Below are 17,097 nucleotides of genomic sequence, written 5' to 3' on the forward strand. Positions count from 1 at the left end.
GCTCCCACAGGGTCATGTGGTGAACGCAGATTCTGTGAACAACCCCCATCCCTGTGGGAGCGGGCTTGCTCGCGAAAGGGCCAGCACGGGCAACCCAAAAAAATGCCCGGTCACAAGACCGGGCATTTCTTCACTCAAGCATTCACTTACGGATACTGCTGAACCGTCCCCGGCTGTTGCTGCTGACCACCATACTGCTGACCCGGAATCGCCTTCAGGTTGACCTCGACGCGGCGGTTCTGCGCGCGGCCATTGACGTCACCGTTGCTGGCAATCGGGTTATCCGGGCCGGCGCCACGGGCCGACAGGTTGGCACCGCTGACACCTTGAGAAGTCAGGTAGGTGGCCACGCTCTGCGCACGACGCTGAGACAGGTCCATGTTGTGCTGGCGGCTGCCGGTGCTGTCGGTGTAGCCGACGATTTCGATCTGGTTCTGGTTGAACTCTTTCAACGAGTTCGCCAAGTTGTTCAGCGGCTGATAGAAGCTTGGCGCGATGTTCGCCGAATCGGTGGCGAAGGTGATGTTGCCTGGCATGATCAGCTTGATCTGATCGCCCTGGCGCTGCACTTCAACCCCGGTGTTGGCCATGCTGGCGCGCAGCTTTTTCTCTTGCTGGTCGGCGTAGTAACCGTAACCGGCCGCCGAAGCACCTACCACCGCCGCGCCGATCAAGGCGCCCTTGCCACGGTTGTTGTGGTCGATGGCGGCACCCGCCAGGGCGCCGGCCAGCGCACCGAGACCGCCATACTTGGCGGTTTTGCTCATGCCTTGCGAGCCACCGTCGGCCTGCCCCTGATTGTCATACGGGTTGGGCGAGGCGCAGCCGGCCAACATGGCCACAGCGGTAGCAACAATAATCAAACGAGGCGTGGTGAACATGAAGAGCTCCTGGTTTTTTTCGCATTCTGTGTGGCAGCGGCCCTAGGCAATAGACCTGTGCGGGCGTTGGATCATGACAATGCCGAAAAATTCCGCTGCACACTCGTGACAAAATGTTTAGGCGCGCACGAACGGGTTTTCCCGCATTTCATCTCCGAGACGCGTGTCCGGGCCATGCCCGGCAACCACGATTGCGTCTTCGTCGAGGGTGTACAGCCGCTGCTTGATCGATCGCACGATGGTCGCCTGATCGCCGCCCCACAAATCCGTGCGCCCTACCCCGCGACGAAACAGCGTGTCGCCGGCAATCAACAGCTTAGCCTCGGAAAACCAAAAGCTCATGGAACCGGGCGTATGTCCCGGCGTATGCAGCGCCACGCCGCAGCCGCAGGCCAGTTCTTCATCGTCGCTCAACCAGCGATCCGGCGACGGCACCGGCGTGTAGGGCACACCGAACATCTGGCATTGCATTTCAAGGTTGTCCCACAGGAACTGGTCTTCCTTGTGCAGATGCAGGGTTGCGCCGGTCTTTTCCTTCATCTGCCCGGAGGCGAGGAAATGATCGAGATGCGCGTGGGTGTGGATGATGCTGACCACTTTCAGACCATGGGCATCCAGGCGCGCCATGATCAGGTCAGGGTTGCCGCCCGGATCGACGACGATGGCTTTTTTAGTGATCGGGTCGCCGATGATCGTGCAGTTGCATTGCAGCGGGCCGACAGGGAAGGTTTCGCGGATGAGCGCAGGCGCTGGAACAGTCATGGGGCAATCCTGATCAATATTCGACGGCGGCGAAAACCGCTGATGTCGAAGATTTTAGCGGGACTAGATCATTAACCCCAGCGCCTTGGCGCGGGCCACCGCCTGAGTACGCCGCTCAACCCCCAACTTGCTGTTGATATGGCTGGCATGGGTTTTCACCGTATGCAGCGAAATGAACAGTTGCTCGCTGATTTCCTGATTGGAACAGCCTTGGGCAATCAAGCGCAGCACCGCCAGCTCGCGACTGCTGAGTTGTTCGGCAGATCCACATTCAATGACAGGACGGGCAACCACCAGCGGAAAATGCGTCAGCAACTGCTGTCCTGCCAGTGCTGGCGAGTTTTGCAGCTGGCTGCGCAGCCAGTCCGGATGCGCTTTGATCAAGGCGTCAAATGGCTGTATCACGCCGCCCGCCGCCGCTTCCAGCGCCTGGTTCAATGCTTTGCGTGCCTCGGATTCGCGGCCACTGCTCAGCAGCAAATTCACTTTCTGCGCCAGCGCCATCACACACAGCAACTGGCGCCCGGTTTGCTGACCGTTTTCCAGCAACACATTCAACCGCCCTTCGGCGAGCATCGGCTGGCCCTTGATCACGTCGAGCAACGCTTGTTGCAATTCCACATGCAGCGGCAGCTGTGGATGAAATTCCGGTGGTGCGGCTGCACGTTCGCCGGTGTAGGTCTGGCCCAGTCGCGCCAGCCAGGCTTCGGCCAGATCAGTGCGGCCTTGCGCCAACCACAGTTCGCATTTGACCAGGGTGATCATTGCCAGATAGTAGATCGGCGGCACATCCCAGATATGCATCAGACGCTCGGCTTCAGCGAGTTCGGCGAAGGCCTTGGCGAACTCGCCGACGCTGCCGTCGAGACGGGCGATCACGCAGTGACCGATCAATACGCTGATATCGCGACAGGCCCGCGCTTCGGCCAGACCGCTCAGCAATCGGGCCCGGGCCTGCTGCGGTTGCAAGCGCATTGACAGCAGAAAACCTTCATACAGCGTCAGCCGCGCACGCACCGCGTACAGACGTTGCGCCGACAACCCGCGCAGACGATCAAGCCCCTGATGCACCTCATCCAGTGCCCGCAGAATTTCCCCGCGCGATTGCAGGACCCGCGCCCGGTCGTAATGCGCCAAGGCTTCGAACAACGGATTGCCGACCCGCTGCGCCAGCTCGAGGGATTCTCGATTCAAGCCCCGCGCACGCCACAGGTCACCGTCGGCAATCGCCAGATTGGACAAGGTCGACAGGCACATCAGGCGTTGCCCGTAACGTTTCACCGGCAGGCTTTCCAGCGCTTCGCTGCAATAGCGCTGGGTCAGCTCACGATGCCCGCGCCCGCGGGCGATGATGCCGCTGAGCGCCAGCCATTGCGCGAGCATCGACTTCTGCGCAGAGGCCGAAGGCGCCGGCAGGAAACGACTTAAATGACTGGCCAGCTCTTCAGCGGCATCCAGCTGACAGGCCAGCCCGAGCGCCCAGCTGTAGAGCACGATCAAGCGTGGCGTGCTGATCAGCAGACTGTCGGGCAAGTCCATTTTCCAGCGCAGCAGCATGCCCACGTTCTGCTCGGCGAGCAGTTGTTCCTCGGACAGGTTCTGCACCAGATTCGCTGCGACATCCAGATGGCCGGCGCGCAAGGCCTGCTCCACCGCTTCGTCGAGCAGCCCTTGAGCATTGAACCAGCGACAGGCGCGCAGGTGCAGGGTCGCCGCCGGCACCAGCGTCTGGGTCACGGGACGGCTGCGCAGCAGATCGGAAAACAAATGGTGATAGCGATACCAGTGACCGTGTTCGTCCAGCGGCACCAGAAATACCTGATGCGCCAACAGAAACCGCAGGATTTCGGCGCTGTCGTGGGCTTCGCGCACCGCGTCGCACAGCTCGCTGCAAAAGCGCTCTTGAGGGGCGGTGTCGTAGAGAAACGCCTGCACCTCGGCCGGCAGGCAATCGATCACTTCTTCCAGCAGGTAATCGCGGATCAGCCCTTCCCCGCCGTTCAGCGCGGGTGGCAACGGAGCCCCGCTGCCAGCCTCGGAGACCGCGAGCAACCAGAAACGCAGTCCGGCCACCCAACCTTCGCTGCGCTGGATCAGGTTTTCCAGCGCTTCGCCGCGCAATGAACTGCTGTATCGATCGAGCAGCGTCAGGGCTTCATCGTGGGTCAGGCGCAAGTCCTGCTCATGCAGTTCGAGCAACTGGCGCGACAGGCGCAGACGCGCCAGATGCCAGTCCGGGCGCTGCCGACTGGTGACCATGACCAGCAAGCCATCGGGAAGATGATTGAGGAAAAACTGCAGGCAACGGTCGAGTACCGGGCCTTGGGCGAGATGGTAGTCGTCGAGCACCAGCAACAGCGGCGCCGTCGGTTGCAGTTGCAGGGCCAGTTCATCGAGCAAGCCATCGAGCCATTCTTCGAAGGCGAACGGCTGATGGCGCTGGCGCATCTTCAACAGGCCGAGTGCACGACTGCCCAGATCCGGAAAGTAGTCCTGCAGTCCCTCCAGCAATCGCTCAAGAAACCGCCCCGGATCGTTATCCCGTGGGCTCAATCCCAGCCAGAGACTTTGCCAGTGCCCCGGCAGGCTCTGACAGAACTCCACCGCCAGCGAACTCTTGCCGAACCCGGCCGGAGCGCAGACCAGTAACAGACGTCCACCGAGCCCGGTTTGCAGGCGCTCGCAGAGACGTGGCCGCAAGACGTATCCGTCCGGCAGCGGAGGACGGAAAAAACGTCCGTCCAGTGCCGCGACGGCAACGCTTGCGGGACCCGGAAGTGGGGACAGATCAGTCATGGCCGGCTCTTGTTCGAATGGCGGTTGGCGGCGTAGCAGATGTCCGCAGCCTAGCCTTAAACGTAGCGGTTATGAAGGTTGCTGCTACAAATGGCTACAAAAAGACTGTCGAGAGCCGGCAGCTCCTACAAAATCAACGCCAAAAAAAAAGCCCCGAACCAGTCGGGGCGTTTTTTCGAGGATGCGGCCTCGGGTCAAAGCTTAGCGGATACCGTCCTGGCCCAGGTTGCCCGGCTGGAATTCGCTCTTGGTGGCAGAGAAACCGAAGTCATACGCTGATTTTTCTTCGTTCTTCATGCCCAGCGCCAGGTAGCGACCCGATTGCAGGTCGTACAGGGCTTCCAGTGCGTACCACGGCACTTGCTTGTCGTAGTAGTCCTCGGCATGCGCTTCGGCGACACGCCACAGCTGACCGCGACCGTCGTAGTGGTCGATGACTGCTGCCTGCCAGGTGTCTTCGTCGATATAGAAGTCACGTTTGGCATAGATATGGCGCTGACCCGGTTTCAGGGTGGCGACCACGTGCCAGACACGACGCAACTCGTAACGAGTCAGGTCCTGGTTGATATGGCCGGCCTTGATGATGTCGGCGTACTTGAGAGTCGGCGAGTCGATCTTGTAGCTGTTGGAGGCAATGTACATCTCTTTCTTGCCTTCGAGCTTCCAGTCGTAGCGATCCGGCGCACCGTTGTACATGTCGAGGTTGTCGGAGGTACGCAGACCGTCCGCGGCAGTGCCCGGACCGTCATAGGACACTTGCGGTGCCTGACGCACACGACGCTGACCAGTGGCGTAGACCCACGCCTTGCGCGGCTCCTTCACCTGGTCGAGGGTTTCGTGCACCAGTAGCACGGTACCGGCCAGACGTGCCGGCGCGGTCACTTTCTGCTTGAAGTAGAACAGGATGTTGCCCGGGTTGGCCGGATCGTAGTCCTTCATCTTGTCGCGGAACACGAACTGGTCCTGGAAGTACACCAGGCTGAACGAACCGTTGGTTTGCGGGGTCGCCTGGGTCACCAGACGGGTCACGCTGCCACCGCGATAGCGGGTGATGTGGTTCCAGATCACTTCCAGACCGCTTTTGGGAATCGGGAACGGCACGGCAGTGTCAAAGTTTTCCAGACCGTTACCGCCTGCGACCAGATTGGTGGTGGTGGCGTTTTTCTTGATCGCGGCGAACACGTCATCCGGCACGGTCGAGCCACGATGGGACGGATAAACCGGAATCTTGAAGGTGTCCGGGTAGCGCTTGAACATCGCGTACTGGCCCGGAGCAAGCTTGTCCTTGTACTGCTCGACGTTCTGCGCGGTGATGGTGAACAGCGGTTTTTCACTGCCGAACGGATCGGACAGGAAGCCCTTGCTGTCGACCGTGCCGGCATTTTTCGCCAGCGGTTTCCAGGCAGGGATCGAACCGTCGGCGTTGCCGGCCATTTCGGCGCCCATCGGGGTCAGGCTCTTGCCCAGCTTGTCGGCTTCGGCGGCGGGAACGGCCGCCATGACGCTGGTCGCCAGCAGCGACAAACCCAGAACACCCGCGTGGAACAGACTCTTTGTTATTTTCATATGTGTGTTCGTCCTGAAAAAACTGTGCTTAGAAGTTCACGCCGACGCTCAAGGCCACGAAGTCACGATCGTCCACGGTCGTGTAGTCGCCGCCAAAGAAGTTGGTGTAGGCCAGGCTCGCCGTGTAGGTGTTCTGGTATTCGGCATCGAGACCGAGGCTGATGGCCTTGCGACCTTCCTCGAAGTTGCCGCCAGGGCCTGGCGAGTAACCTTTCACGTCGTGCGACCAGGCCACGTTCGGCTTGAGGTTCACACCGGCAAACACGTCGCTGTAATCCCAAATGGCACGAGCGCGATAGCCCCACGAAGTGGCCGTGGTGAAACCATCGTTGTTGCAGTTGCTGGAAACGTTGTCGCGCGAAGCCCCCGGCCCGGCACCGTTGATGGTGGAGGTGTTGAGGATCTGCGAGCAGGTGTTGAGACCTCCCGTGGCAGGCAGTTCGCCCGGGCCGAACACCGGATCGCGGCCGTAACGGGCTTCGGATTTGCTTTCCAGACCACCGACGTGGGTCACGCCGACTTCACCCACCAGGGTCAGCCGGTTGGCGCCCATCACCTGATCGAAGAAGTGCGTCAGGGTGGTTTGCAGCTGGGTGATTTCTTTACGGTTGTAACCGTGCAGATCCTGGCCCGGCACGCCGTTGAGGACCGACGCGTTGGTCAACGCGCCACCCAGCGGACGTACGCCGGCGAACAGAATGTCGGTGGAGTTCAACTGCACCGGCGCATTCGGCCGGTAGCTGACTTCACCGCTCCACGCCGTACCGGTAGGCAGGGTAGTGGAGAAGCTCAGACCGTAGAGGCGGATGTCTTCAGGGTATTCGATGAAGTATTCCGAGTTGCCTGCCACGACCAGCGGGCCCAGTGCCTGGAACGGCCCTGGCAATGCCTTGACGCCGTTATAGATCGACTGTGGCGCACCGGTGGCGCTGAAGATCGGCGCACGGCTGTGGTAGTTCATGAAGTAGGCGCCGAACTCGGTGGCCAGCGGGTCGAACATGTACTTGGCGGAAACACCCCATTGCCCGCTGTCACGTGCGTTGCGGTTAGGCGAACGGCGCACCAGCACGCCCTCTTCGTTGACGTCGACACCTGCGTTGGCCAACGGCCCGAGCGCAATACCCGGAATGGTCGAACGCTTGTTCAGTACCCGCAGGTTGTCGTCGCAACCGGTGGTGACGATGTCCGGCTGCGAGAAGAACGTGCCGCAGTTGTCGGTCACGGTCTTCTGCCAGTCGATCTGGTAGAAACCTTCAGCCGAGAGGTTTTCGGTGAGGCTCTGGGATACGTAGAACATGTTGACCGGGATCAGACCTTCCTTGATCTCGGCACCCGGACGGCGGAACGCGGACACGTCGATCGGGTTGATCGAGTTGATGCCGCCACCGATGAAGGTACTTTCGCCCCAGTTCACCACCTGCTTGCCCAGACGCACCGAACCTGGCTCATCGGCAATCGAGTAGTTGTGGTAAACGAAGGCGTCGAGGATCTGCCCGCCGGAAGAGCGCGCCGCGACGTCGCGGTTGTGGTTGCTGACGTCCTTGTATTCCAGGTCCTGATTCTGCAGCGCGAAGTCGTACCAGTATTTGCCCCGGACGAAGACCCCGGTGTCGCCGTATTTCAGTTCCAGATCATGGATGCCCTTGAAGATCTTCGAGAAGGCTTGCCCGCTCTTGAAGTTCAGGTGGCCGTTGTCGGAGGTCTGGGACAGGCCCTTGCCGCCGTTGTTGACACCAATAAGGTCCTTGTTCGGCTGCTGGGTCGAGATACTCATGCCCAGGGAGAGCGAGGAATCGAACTGACCTTCGATTTCACCGACGTTGAAACTGACGCCGAATGCGGGCCCGGCGAGCGTAGAGGCAAGACTGACGGCCAGAGGCAGTTTAGCCCGGCGCCAGAACTGGTTTACTGATGTCATCGACGCTACTCCATGTGCATTATTGTTATGGCAGTGAGTACTTTTAAAAACGCCTGGAAGACCGGGAGCCAGTAGCCACCCGACGTCACTCCAAAGTTGCATCGCCCCGTTTGTGCGTGTGCCCCGTTCTTAAAAATCCTTGAGCGGACTATAGCCAGCAGGGGGTACTGCTTGATCCCTCTAAAGTGTGATTTGCAGCTGCCGGCCACTCTGGAACAGTCCTTTCGCCAGTCCGACACATGTCGGCACGGCAAGGATGGCTGAATTTTTCGATTTAACAAGCCAAGCGCTTGCTTGGTGGGTCTGGCGCGCCGGTTTCGGCGCGCCAGCAGACACTCAAAGTGTCGAAAGGAAGGTGCTGTTGTTGGCCTGCCATTCGGTGATGTCGAGGCGGATGCGCTTCTTGTCGAGCTTGCCGACACTGGTCTTGGGAATTTCCGTAACAAGGGCGATCTGGCTTGGAATCGCCCACTTGCTCAAGTGCCCCAGTTCCACGAACGGCTTGAGGTGTTCCTTGAGCTCGCGCGCCCCGATCTCGTGCCCTTCGCGGATCACCAGCAGTGCAAACGGCCGCTCGCCCCATTGCGGATCGGCGATGCCCACCACTGCTACTTCGCGTACCGCCACATGACGGCTGATCAGGTCTTCGAGGTCCAGCGAAGAGATCCACTCGCCGCCAGTCTTGATCACATCCTTGATGCGGTCGCGGATGTCGATCACGCCCATGCTGTCGAGCGTTGCCACATCGCCAGTGTGCAGCCAGCCACCGGCCCAGAGCTCGGCGCCCTTCTGCGGTTCGTTGAAATACCCTTCGGTGAGCCACGGCGCGCGCAGGACCAGTTCGCCCTGGGTTTCGCCGTCGGCCGGGAGGAAGTTGCCCTCGGCGTCGACGATCGCCGCTTCCACCAACGGCCCCGGCACACCGGCCTTGATCCGGTAAGTGGTGCGTTCGTCTTCGGTGCCGGCCATCAACTCGTCGTTCAAATGCGCACAGGAAACCAGTGGCCCGGTCTCCGACATGCCGTACGCCGCCGTCAGCTGAATGCCCCGGGCCTTGGCGGTTTCATACAGCGTACGGTTGAGCGCACTCCCGCCGATGACGATTTTCCAGCCGCCGAAATCGGTGCCCTGCGCGCCTTTGGCGTTGAGCAGCATCTGCAGGATGGTCGGCACGCAGTGGGAGAACGTGACCTTCTCCTTGCGCCACAGCTCGACGAGGAATTCCGGGTCGTAACGCCCCGGATAAACCTGCTTGAGCCCGAGCATGGTCGCCACGTACGGCAAACCCCAGGCATGCACATGGAACATCGGGGTGATCGGCATGTACACGTCGTTGGTGCCGAGCAGGCGCACGCTGTCGATCGCGCCCATGATGGTCGACACGCCCATGGTGTGCAGCACCAGTTGCCGATGGGTGAAGTACACGCCTTTCGGGTTGCCGGTGGTGCCGGTGGTGTAGAAGGTGGTGGCCACCGAATTTTCGTCGAAATCCTGGAAGTCGTACTGCGCACTCGCGGCGGCCAGCAGTTGTTCGTACTCGCCGACCAGGTTCGGCAGCTCGGCGGTCTTTTCCGGCAGATCGGTCAGCAGCAGGGTTTTCTCGACGGTGGTCAGGTGCGGCGCGATGGCCTGGTACAACCCGACGAACTCGCTGTTGACCAGCACGAAGCGGTCCTCGGCGTGGTTCATGGTGTAGAGGATCTGCTCCGGCGACAGACGCACGTTGATGGTGTGGATCACCGCGCCGATCATCGGAATGGCAAACATGCATTCGAGGTAGCGATGGCTGTCCCAGTCCATCACCGCCACGGTGTCACCCGCCTTCACCCCGGCCGCCGTCAATACGTTGGCCAGCCGCGCCACCCGCTCGATCAGGGTCGGATAGCTGTAGCGCAACTGGTCTCGGTAAATGATCTCGCGGGTTTTCTCGTAACGGGCGCCGGACATCAGCAGCCGTTTGATCAGCAATGGATACTGGTAGGCCCCATCGGCCGGGGGAATGACGCGAGTCTGCAACATATGAATCCCTTTTCTGGCTGCACGGTGTTGGCGTAGAGAGCGTTACTCTAGAGCCGTTATACCCCAGTCAAATCAGCCGAAGGAATGATTTGCACAGCCGTACAAATGCTAGCTTTGCGCCAGCACTTGTCGGTATTTCGGCGCCGATCAGGCCGTTTGCCCTACAGCCGCTTCTGAAGGCGTCCGTGGGAAAACCAGCGCAGCAAGGAAGGTCAATGCGCCGAAACCCGCCAGAATCAAGTAAAGCCCGACAAAACCATGGCGCGGTTCGATGTAGGCAATCAGCGGAATCGCTGTCGCACTGGCGCCGAACGACAGGCAGTAACGCAGGGCGAAGACCCGCGATTGCCACTGCGGCGCGACGAAATTGGCGACCATCGAGTCGTTCACCGTCACCTGACCGAACACCACGAACATGAACGCCGCACCGAGCACGATCACTGCCCAACCATCGACATACGCCATGGCGTACAACAGCGGCGCCTGAAACAGCGTTAACACAATAAACGGCCATTTCAGGCTGACTCGGTGCAGCACCTGGCCAATGCTCAACTGCGCCACTGCACCAAAGGCATACGCGAGGCTGACCACCACGCCGAGGGTTTGCGGCGAGGCGAACAAGTCATGCAGACGTTCCTCAAACAGCTTCGGGTAGGTCATGGTCGTGGCGTTGAACACTACACCGCCGGTGGCCGTCGCCAGTGCCAGCACACCGAATACCATGAGCATCGAAATCCGCTGCCCGGCAGCGCTCTTCAGTGCGGTGTGTGGACGCTGCGGGATCGGCTCTTCACGCACCTGCAAGGCAAAGCCGATTCCCAGCATGATCGCCACCACCCCCGGTAAGACAAAGGCCGACCGCCAGCCGAACTGCGCCACCAGCAACCCGGTGATCAGCGCCGAGAACGCTACGCCGAGGTTGCCCCACATGCCATTGATGCCGATCTCCCGCCCGCGATTCTGCGCGTAGGCCACCAGCATCGCGGTGCCCACCGGGTGGTAGATCGCGGCGAAAATGCCGATCAGGGTCAACCCGATCACCAGCATCGTCGGGCTGGTGCTCAGCCCGGTGAAGATCGCCGAGGCGCCGATGCCGAAGAAAAACACCAGCATCATCTGCCGCCGACTCCAGTGATCGCCCAGCCAGCCGGCCGGTAACGAACAGGCGCCAAAGGCAATGAACCCGCCCAGCGAAAGGCCGATCAGCGCGGCGTAGTCGAGGCCGAAGGCCTGGGTCATGCCGAGCACGGCGGCGGGGAAAATCAGCATGAACATGTGGTCGATCACATGGGCAGCATTGACGTAGCGGATCACGTTTCGGGATTGGTTCATGGCGGCACGCTTGTGTTTGTTATGGGCGGATTGTTGTCAGCGGCTTTATGCTAAGTTGGCGAAAAAGCGCATACCTGCCAACCAGGTCATCGAATCCGACATGTTGATCAGCCACTTCGAACACGGTCCGGTGAGCGCCTATCCCCGGGATTATCTGGACGGCGCGCACCAGCCGCTGCATCTGCACCGCGAGGCGCAGTTGCTGTATGCCGTCCGAGGGATCATGCGAGTGGTCACCGACCTCGGTGCCTGGGTGATTCCGCCAAGCCGCGCAGTGTGGATTCCGCCGCAAGTCGCGCACGAGATTTTCATGTCCGGCGATGTGCAGATGCGCTCGCTGTTCATTGCCCCCGAGCTGTCACCGGCCGGCCTGCAACAGTGCTGCGTGCTGGCGGTGACGCCGCTGTTGCGCGAGCTGATCCTGCGCGCCGTTCAAGGCCCGCCGCACGCGGACAATCCGCTGATCCAGCAATTGATGCTGGAAGAGCTCGCCAGCCTGGACAACCTGCCGCTGCACATTCCAATGCCTACTGACCGACGCCTGCAGAACATCTGTCTGGCGTTGCTGCACACACCGGATCACCCCAACACCCTGGAAGACTGGGCGCAGCAGGTCGGCGCCAGCTCACGCACTCTGGCGCGGCTGTTCCAGCGACAACTGAAGATGAGCTTCAACGCCTGGCGCCAGCAACTGCGCCTGATGGAAGCGCTACCGCGCCTGCTCGCCGGGGACAGCGTGCAGCGCGTGGCGCGGGATCTGGGGTACGGCAGCGCGCGGGCGTTCAGCGCGATGTTTCGCCGGTTGCTTGGGGACAATCCCCGGGAGTACCTGAATAATCTGAGCAAACTCAGCCAACTCGTGTAGGAATTCCCCATGTCCCTGTGGGAGCGAGCTTGCTCGCGAAAGCAATCTTCCAGTCACCTGTGATATCGACTGATCCGACGCCTTCGAGCAAGCTCGCTCCCACAGTTTTGATCGGGTTTCAGCTCTTAGTGCATCTCGGTAAACGCGATTTTCACGCCGAGAGCGATCAGCACCGCGCCCATGGTGCGGTCGAACCAATGGCCCATGCGGGCAAAACCGGCACGTACACGTTGCTGACTGAACAGCATCGCCACCAGGCAGAACCAGAAAGCGGTCGCAACGGCCAGGTAAACCCCGTAACCCGCCTGCACCGCCAGTGGCGTGTGCGGGTTGATCACCACGGTGAACAGCGACAGGAAGAACAGCGTGGCTTTCGGATTCAGACCATTGGTCACGAAGCCCGAGGTGAACGCGCCGCGCGCAGTGCGCACGCCGGCCTCTTTGTGCAGATCATCGGTAACGGTTTTCGCTGGCTGCGCGCGCAAGGCCTTGAAGCCGATGTACAGCAGGTACGCGGCGGCGGCCCATTTCAAGGCGTTGAACAGCACGATCGACTGCGACACGATCAGGCCGATGCCCAGCAGCGAATAACCCACATGCAGGAAAATCGCCGTGCCCACACCCAGCGCGGTCCAGGTGCCGGCGCGACGCCCATGGGTCACGCTCTCGCGCACCACCACGGCAAAGTCCGGGCCGGGGCTGGCCACGGCCAACAGATGGATCAGTGCAACGGTCAAGAACTCGGTCCAGTACATGGGGGCTCCTCTGGGGGTGATCATCAACTTGAACACATCGCCTGAATGCTTTTCCCCTGTGGGAGCGGGCTTGCTCGCGAATGGCGTTGTGTCAGGCAACCTTTATGGGTCTGACACGCCCTCTTCGCGAGCAAGCCCGCTCCCACAGGTTTTGTGAGCACCTCGGGCACTGCGTAACGTTTTGTTTCATCTGGTAGGCTCGGCAGATTACGCCTTCCGTTCCAAGCACAAAAGGTACAGTTGATGACGAACCCGCGCCGCGCCGTATTCCTCGATCACCCGTCACTGGATCTCGGCGATCTCGACCTCAGCCCGTTGCGCGCCTGCTTCAGCGACCTGCAACTGTTCGCCCAGACTGCGCCTGATCAAGTCGCCGAACGCCTGCACGGGGCCAGCGTGGCGATCACCAACAAGATCCGCATCGACGCCGCCGCGATGGCCGCCAACCCGGATCTGCAACTGATCCTGATCACCGCCACCGGCACCAACAACGTCGATCTGGACGCGGCTCGCGCCCACGGCATCACCGTGTGCAACTGTCAGGGTTACGGCACGCCGTCGGTGGCGCAACACACGATCATGCTGCTGCTCAACCTCGCCACCCGCCTCGCGGATTATCAAAAAGCGGTCGGCGAAGGTCGCTGGCAGCAGGCCAGACAGTTCTGCCTGCTCGACTACCCGATTGTCGAACTGGAAGGCAAAACCATCGGTCTGCTCGGTCACGGCGAACTCGGCGGTGCGGTCGCGCGCCTGGCCGAAGCATTTGGCATGCGTGTGTTGCTCGGGCAGATACCCGGCCGCCCTGCCCGCCCGGACCGTCTGCCGCTGAACGAATTGCTGCCGCAGATCGACGCCCTGACCCTGCACTGTCCGCTCAACGAACACACCCGGCACTTCATCGGCGCCCGCGAGCTGGCATCGATGAAACCCGGCGCCTTTGTGGTCAACACCGCTCGCGGTGGTTTGATCGACGAGCAAGCCTTGGCCGACGCGTTGCGCAACGGTCACCTTGGCGGCGCCGCCACCGACGTGCTCAGCGTCGAACCGCCGGTCAACGGCAATCCGCTGCTGGCCGCCGACATTCCACGGCTGATCGTCACTCCGCACAACGCCTGGGGCAGTCGCGAAGCGCGGCAACGCATCGTCGGCCAATTGACCGAAAACGCCCAAGCATTCTTCAGCGGTAAAGCGCTGCGGGTCGTCAGTTGATAAACTGCGGCACTTTTTTTCCAAGGAGCAGTTATGGATCCGCGCAGTGAAGTACTGCTTCGTCAGGCCGAGTTATTCCAGGGTTCGCTGTTGTTGGCCGGTTTGCCTGCCGACGATCTGCTCGGGCGCCTGCCCAATGCGTTCGGCTGGTGCTGGCATGCCGGCGATCAGGCCGCTCTCGATGCGCGCTTCGAAGGTCGCAGCCATTTCGGCGTAAACGTGCCGGAGCGCGAGTTCGACAGCGCCGTGGTGTTTTTGCCCAAGTCCAAGGATCTGACCGATTACATCCTCAATGCCGTGGCCGCACGTCTGCCCGGGCGCGAGGTGTTTCTGGTCGGGGAAAAACGCAGCGGCATCGAGGGTGCGTCCAAGCAACTCAACCCGTTCGGCAAGCCGCGCAAACTCGACAGCGCCCGTCACTGCCAACTGTGGCAGGTCACCGTGGCCAACGCGCCTGAAGCAAAATCGCTGGAAAGCCTGGCGCAGACTTATGAGCTGCCGCTGGCCGAAGGCCCGCTTAAAGTCATCAGCCTGCCGGGCGTGTTCAGCCATGGTCGACTGGACCGCGGCAGCGCCCTGCTGCTTGAGCATCTGGACAAACTGCCGAGCGGTCATCTGCTGGATTTCGGTTGTGGCGCCGGGGTTTTGGGCGCGGCGGTCAAACGGCGTTATCCGCACAATCAGGTGACTTTGCTCGACGTCGATGCCTTCGCCGCCGCCAGCAGTCGCCTGACGTTGGCGGCCAACGGTCTGGACGCCGAAGTGCTGACCGGCGACGGTATCGACGCTGCACCGATGGGTTTGAACGCGATTCTGAGCAACCCGCCGTTCCATGTCGGCGTGCACACCGATTATTTCGCCACCGAGAACTTGCTGCGAAAAGCGGCCAAACATCTGAAAAACGGTGGCGAACTACGCCTGGTTGCGAACAGCTTCCTGAAGTATCAGCCGCTGATCGAAGAGCATCTGGGCGTGTGTGCGATCAAGGCCGAAGGCAATGGTTTCCGGATTTACCGGGCCAAGCGCGGCTGAAAATTTGTTCTTGCTCTATCGGTTTTGCGAAGGCAGAATCCGCTCCGTCCTAGGGGAGTAGTCTCCCACGAGCGCCAAGCTCGTCCGGCATACGTCAACATACTTGATCCTCAGATCATGGCGTATGCGACCCAAGCGTCCGCAACAGACGGATCGCAGGGTTTGACAAGACCTATGACACGCACACCTTACCCGGGGCGGGAAGGCTGTACGTGTCATAGCCGTGTCGACCCGCCCCTTAGGAAAATCCTGATGCTGGACTCGTTACTCGTTCCCACCGCAATCGTTGCCTTGGCCGAAATCGGCGACAAGACGCAACTGCTCGCGCTGATTCTCGCCGCTCGCTTTCGCAAACCCTGGCCGATCATTGCCGGTATCGTCGCTGCGACCCTGGCCAACCACGCGGCAGCCGGTGCGGTAGGCGCCTGGTTCGGCAGCTTCTTCTCCGATTCGGTGCTGCACTGGATTCTCGCCGCGAGCTTCACCGCCACTGCGCTGTGGACGCTGGTCCCGGACAAGATGGACGACGATGAAGCCAGCACCGCACGCAAGTTCGGCCCCTTCCTGACCACGCTGATCGCGTTTTTCCTCGCGGAAATCGGTGACAAGACGCAGATCGCCACCGTGATGCTGGCGGCGCAATACCCTGAGCTGTGGCTGGTGATTATCGGCACCACCCTGGGCATGTTGATTGCCAACGTGCCGGTGGTATTGGCGGGTAACTTTGCTGCGGAGAAATTGCCACTGACCTTGATCCGTCGCCTGGCGGCTTCGGCGTTCCTGATTCTGGCGATCGTGGCGGTGTACAAGGCGATGCAGAGCAGTGGCTGGATTTAACCCCTGAGCCATGATCTGACAATTAACTGTGGCGAGGGGATTTATCCCCGATGGGGCGCGAAGCGCCCCCAAACCTGCCTCCTCAGAGTGTCAGACATAACGCATTTGCAGGTTTTGGGGCTGCTTCGCAGCCCATCGGGGATAAATCCCCTCGCCACAACAGCCCTCCCAACCTGAAGAATCGTTGTGTCCTTCGACTCTTAGGACTTCGGCGCTTTCTCGTACAGCGGCATGACTTTTGGAATCGCTGCCTGCAGCGAGGCGATCCGGCTGGACGAGGCCGGGTGGGTGCTCATGAACTCCGGCGGTGCGCCTTCCGAAGCCTTGCTCATCTTGTTCCACAAGGTGATCGCCGCATTCGGGTTGTACCCGGCGCGGGCGGCCAGTTCGAGGCCGATCAGGTCGGCTTCGTTTTCGTTGGCGCGGCTGTTGGGCAAGGTCATGCCGTAGTTGGCCACGGTGTCGGCCAGCGCCAGACTGTCCTGACCCAGACCGAGCAACGCACCGGCACCCTGCTTGGCCATTTCAATGCCATAGGCTTTGGACATCGCCTCACGACCGTGCTCGCGCAGGGCGTGGGCGATTTCATGGCCCATGACCGCCGCGATTTCATCGTCAGTCAGTTTCAGGCTATCGATCAGCCCGGTGTAGAAAATGATCTTGCCGCCAGGCCCGCAGTTGGCGTTGAGCTCGTCGCTCTTGATCAGATTGACTTCCCACTGCCACTGCGCCGCATCCGGGCGGAAGTTCGGTGCCTGGGCGATCAGCCGGTTGGCAATCGCCTGAACCCGCTTGGCCTCCGGGCTGGTCTTGTCCAGCACGCCTTTGCTCGACGCCTCGCCGACGGTCTTCTGATAGGACTGGGCATACATCTGGTTGACCTCTTGCGAGGACAGCATGCTGAACATGTACTGCTTGCGCTCCACACCGACGGCTCCGCCGCTGGTGGTGTTGACCGACTGACAACCGGCCAGCAACAGCGCTGCGCTCAGTGCACTTACAACCAATGTCTTGTTCATTCAAAAGCTCCCTGAAAACCTGCCGCGTATCGTAGGGGGTGAATTGTATCGGCGCCAGATACAACAGACGTGTTGCAGCGTCTTTCGGAAGTTTCCCACCGCTGTT

Annotated in this window: 13 protein-coding genes and 1 riboswitch; of the genes, 4 read left to right on the top strand and 9 right to left on the bottom strand. The window is 60.9% G+C overall.

The annotated features are described in order from the left end of the window. Positions 1-146 precede the first annotated feature (146 nt). The 7 genes from M0808_RS19095 to M0808_RS19125 form a co-directional block, all read right to left on the bottom strand. Positions 147-881, bottom strand: a complete 735-nt coding sequence (locus M0808_RS19095; RefSeq protein WP_007961595.1) for an OmpA family protein — start codon at positions 879-881, stop codon at positions 147-149. 117 nt (positions 882-998) lie between these two features. Next, on the bottom strand, positions 999-1,643 hold the full coding sequence (locus M0808_RS19100) for an MBL fold metallo-hydrolase (RefSeq protein WP_027612196.1): 645 nt from the start codon (positions 1,641-1,643) through the stop codon (positions 999-1,001). 63 nt (positions 1,644-1,706) lie between these two features. Next, positions 1,707-4,439, bottom strand: coding sequence for a LuxR C-terminal-related transcriptional regulator (locus tag M0808_RS19105; protein WP_247842139.1), 2,733 nt, complete (start codon positions 4,437-4,439; stop codon positions 1,707-1,709). A gap of 201 nt (positions 4,440-4,640) precedes the next feature. Then, complete coding sequence (locus tag M0808_RS19110; RefSeq protein WP_096797152.1) at positions 4,641-6,005, bottom strand: DUF1329 domain-containing protein; 1,365 nt, start codon at positions 6,003-6,005, stop codon at positions 4,641-4,643. A 28-nt stretch (positions 6,006-6,033) separates the two neighbouring features. After that, the gene (locus M0808_RS19115) at positions 6,034-7,923 is read right to left on the bottom strand and encodes a DUF1302 domain-containing protein (protein ID WP_098965554.1); all 1,890 of its coding nucleotides are present in this window, start codon (positions 7,921-7,923) and stop codon (positions 6,034-6,036) included. A gap of 336 nt (positions 7,924-8,259) precedes the next feature. Further along, positions 8,260-9,942 (bottom strand): fatty acid--CoA ligase, encoded by a 1,683-nt coding sequence (locus M0808_RS19120; RefSeq protein WP_135296539.1) that lies wholly within the window; start codon positions 9,940-9,942, stop codon positions 8,260-8,262. Between the two features lie 147 nt (positions 9,943-10,089). After that, positions 10,090-11,274: an MFS transporter gene (locus M0808_RS19125; RefSeq protein ID WP_247842140.1), complete on the bottom strand. Its 1,185-nt coding sequence runs from the start codon at positions 11,272-11,274 to the stop codon at positions 10,090-10,092. A 100-nt stretch (positions 11,275-11,374) separates the two neighbouring features. On the opposite strand from M0808_RS19125, the gene M0808_RS19130 reads away from it, so the two are divergent. Then, on the top strand, positions 11,375-12,139 hold the full coding sequence (locus M0808_RS19130; protein WP_247842141.1) for a helix-turn-helix transcriptional regulator: 765 nt from the start codon (positions 11,375-11,377) through the stop codon (positions 12,137-12,139). 125 nt (positions 12,140-12,264) lie between these two features. On the opposite strand, the gene M0808_RS19135 is transcribed toward M0808_RS19130, so the two are convergent. Next, positions 12,265-12,894 (bottom strand): LysE family transporter, encoded by a 630-nt coding sequence (locus tag M0808_RS19135; protein WP_027612203.1) that lies wholly within the window; start codon positions 12,892-12,894, stop codon positions 12,265-12,267. A gap of 243 nt (positions 12,895-13,137) precedes the next feature. Here M0808_RS19135 and M0808_RS19140 point away from each other — a divergent pair, with 243 nt between their 5' ends. The 3 genes from M0808_RS19140 (at position 13,138) to M0808_RS19150 (ending at position 15,972) form a co-directional block, all read left to right on the top strand. Beyond that, the gene (locus M0808_RS19140) at positions 13,138-14,103 is read left to right on the top strand and encodes a 2-hydroxyacid dehydrogenase (protein ID WP_247842142.1); all 966 of its coding nucleotides are present in this window, start codon (positions 13,138-13,140) and stop codon (positions 14,101-14,103) included. A 33-nt stretch (positions 14,104-14,136) separates the two neighbouring features. Beyond that, the gene (locus M0808_RS19145) at positions 14,137-15,135 is read left to right on the top strand and encodes a class I SAM-dependent methyltransferase (RefSeq protein WP_027612205.1); all 999 of its coding nucleotides are present in this window, start codon (positions 14,137-14,139) and stop codon (positions 15,133-15,135) included. Positions 15,136-15,175: 40 nt separating this feature from the next. Beyond that, positions 15,176-15,298, top strand: a riboswitch (yybP-ykoY riboswitch). Between the two features lie 89 nt (positions 15,299-15,387). After that, positions 15,388-15,972: a TMEM165/GDT1 family protein gene (locus tag M0808_RS19150; RefSeq protein ID WP_027612206.1), complete on the top strand. Its 585-nt coding sequence runs from the start codon at positions 15,388-15,390 to the stop codon at positions 15,970-15,972. Positions 15,973-16,172: 200 nt separating this feature from the next. Here the strand turns inward: M0808_RS19150 and M0808_RS19155 are convergent, their stop codons facing one another. Next, entirely contained in the window at positions 16,173-16,991 is an 819-nt protein-coding gene (locus M0808_RS19155) for a M48 family metallopeptidase (RefSeq protein WP_247842143.1), read from the bottom strand. Between the last annotated feature and the right edge of the window lie 106 nt (positions 16,992-17,097).

The sequence above is a fragment of the Pseudomonas sp. MWU12-3103b genome (genome assembly GCF_023100615.1).
Classification (GTDB): Bacteria; Pseudomonadota; Gammaproteobacteria; order Pseudomonadales; family Pseudomonadaceae; genus Aquipseudomonas; species Aquipseudomonas putida_A.

Coding starts and splice junctions, on each gene's coding strand:
- M0808_RS19150 (WP_027612206.1), top strand. CDS start 15,388: ATGCTGGACTCGTTACTCGTTCCCACCGCAATCGTTGCCTTGGCCGAA.
- M0808_RS19135 (WP_027612203.1), bottom strand. CDS start 12,894: ATGTACTGGACCGAGTTCTTGACCGTTGCACTGATCCATCTGTTGGCC.
- M0808_RS19110 (WP_096797152.1), bottom strand. CDS start 6,005: ATGAAAATAACAAAGAGTCTGTTCCACGCGGGTGTTCTGGGTTTGTCG.
- M0808_RS19130 (WP_247842141.1), top strand. CDS start 11,375: ATGTTGATCAGCCACTTCGAACACGGTCCGGTGAGCGCCTATCCCCGG.
- M0808_RS19105 (WP_247842139.1), bottom strand. CDS start 4,439: ATGACTGATCTGTCCCCACTTCCGGGTCCCGCAAGCGTTGCCGTCGCG.
- M0808_RS19100 (WP_027612196.1), bottom strand. CDS start 1,643: ATGACTGTTCCAGCGCCTGCGCTCATCCGCGAAACCTTCCCTGTCGGC.
- M0808_RS19155 (WP_247842143.1), bottom strand. CDS start 16,991: ATGAACAAGACATTGGTTGTAAGTGCACTGAGCGCAGCGCTGTTGCTG.
- M0808_RS19140 (WP_247842142.1), top strand. CDS start 13,138: ATGACGAACCCGCGCCGCGCCGTATTCCTCGATCACCCGTCACTGGAT.
- M0808_RS19115 (WP_098965554.1), bottom strand. CDS start 7,923: ATGACATCAGTAAACCAGTTCTGGCGCCGGGCTAAACTGCCTCTGGCC.
- M0808_RS19095 (WP_007961595.1), bottom strand. CDS start 881: ATGTTCACCACGCCTCGTTTGATTATTGTTGCTACCGCTGTGGCCATG.
- M0808_RS19125 (WP_247842140.1), bottom strand. CDS start 11,274: ATGAACCAATCCCGAAACGTGATCCGCTACGTCAATGCTGCCCATGTG.
- M0808_RS19145 (WP_027612205.1), top strand. CDS start 14,137: ATGGATCCGCGCAGTGAAGTACTGCTTCGTCAGGCCGAGTTATTCCAG.
- M0808_RS19120 (WP_135296539.1), bottom strand. CDS start 9,942: ATGTTGCAGACTCGCGTCATTCCCCCGGCCGATGGGGCCTACCAGTAT.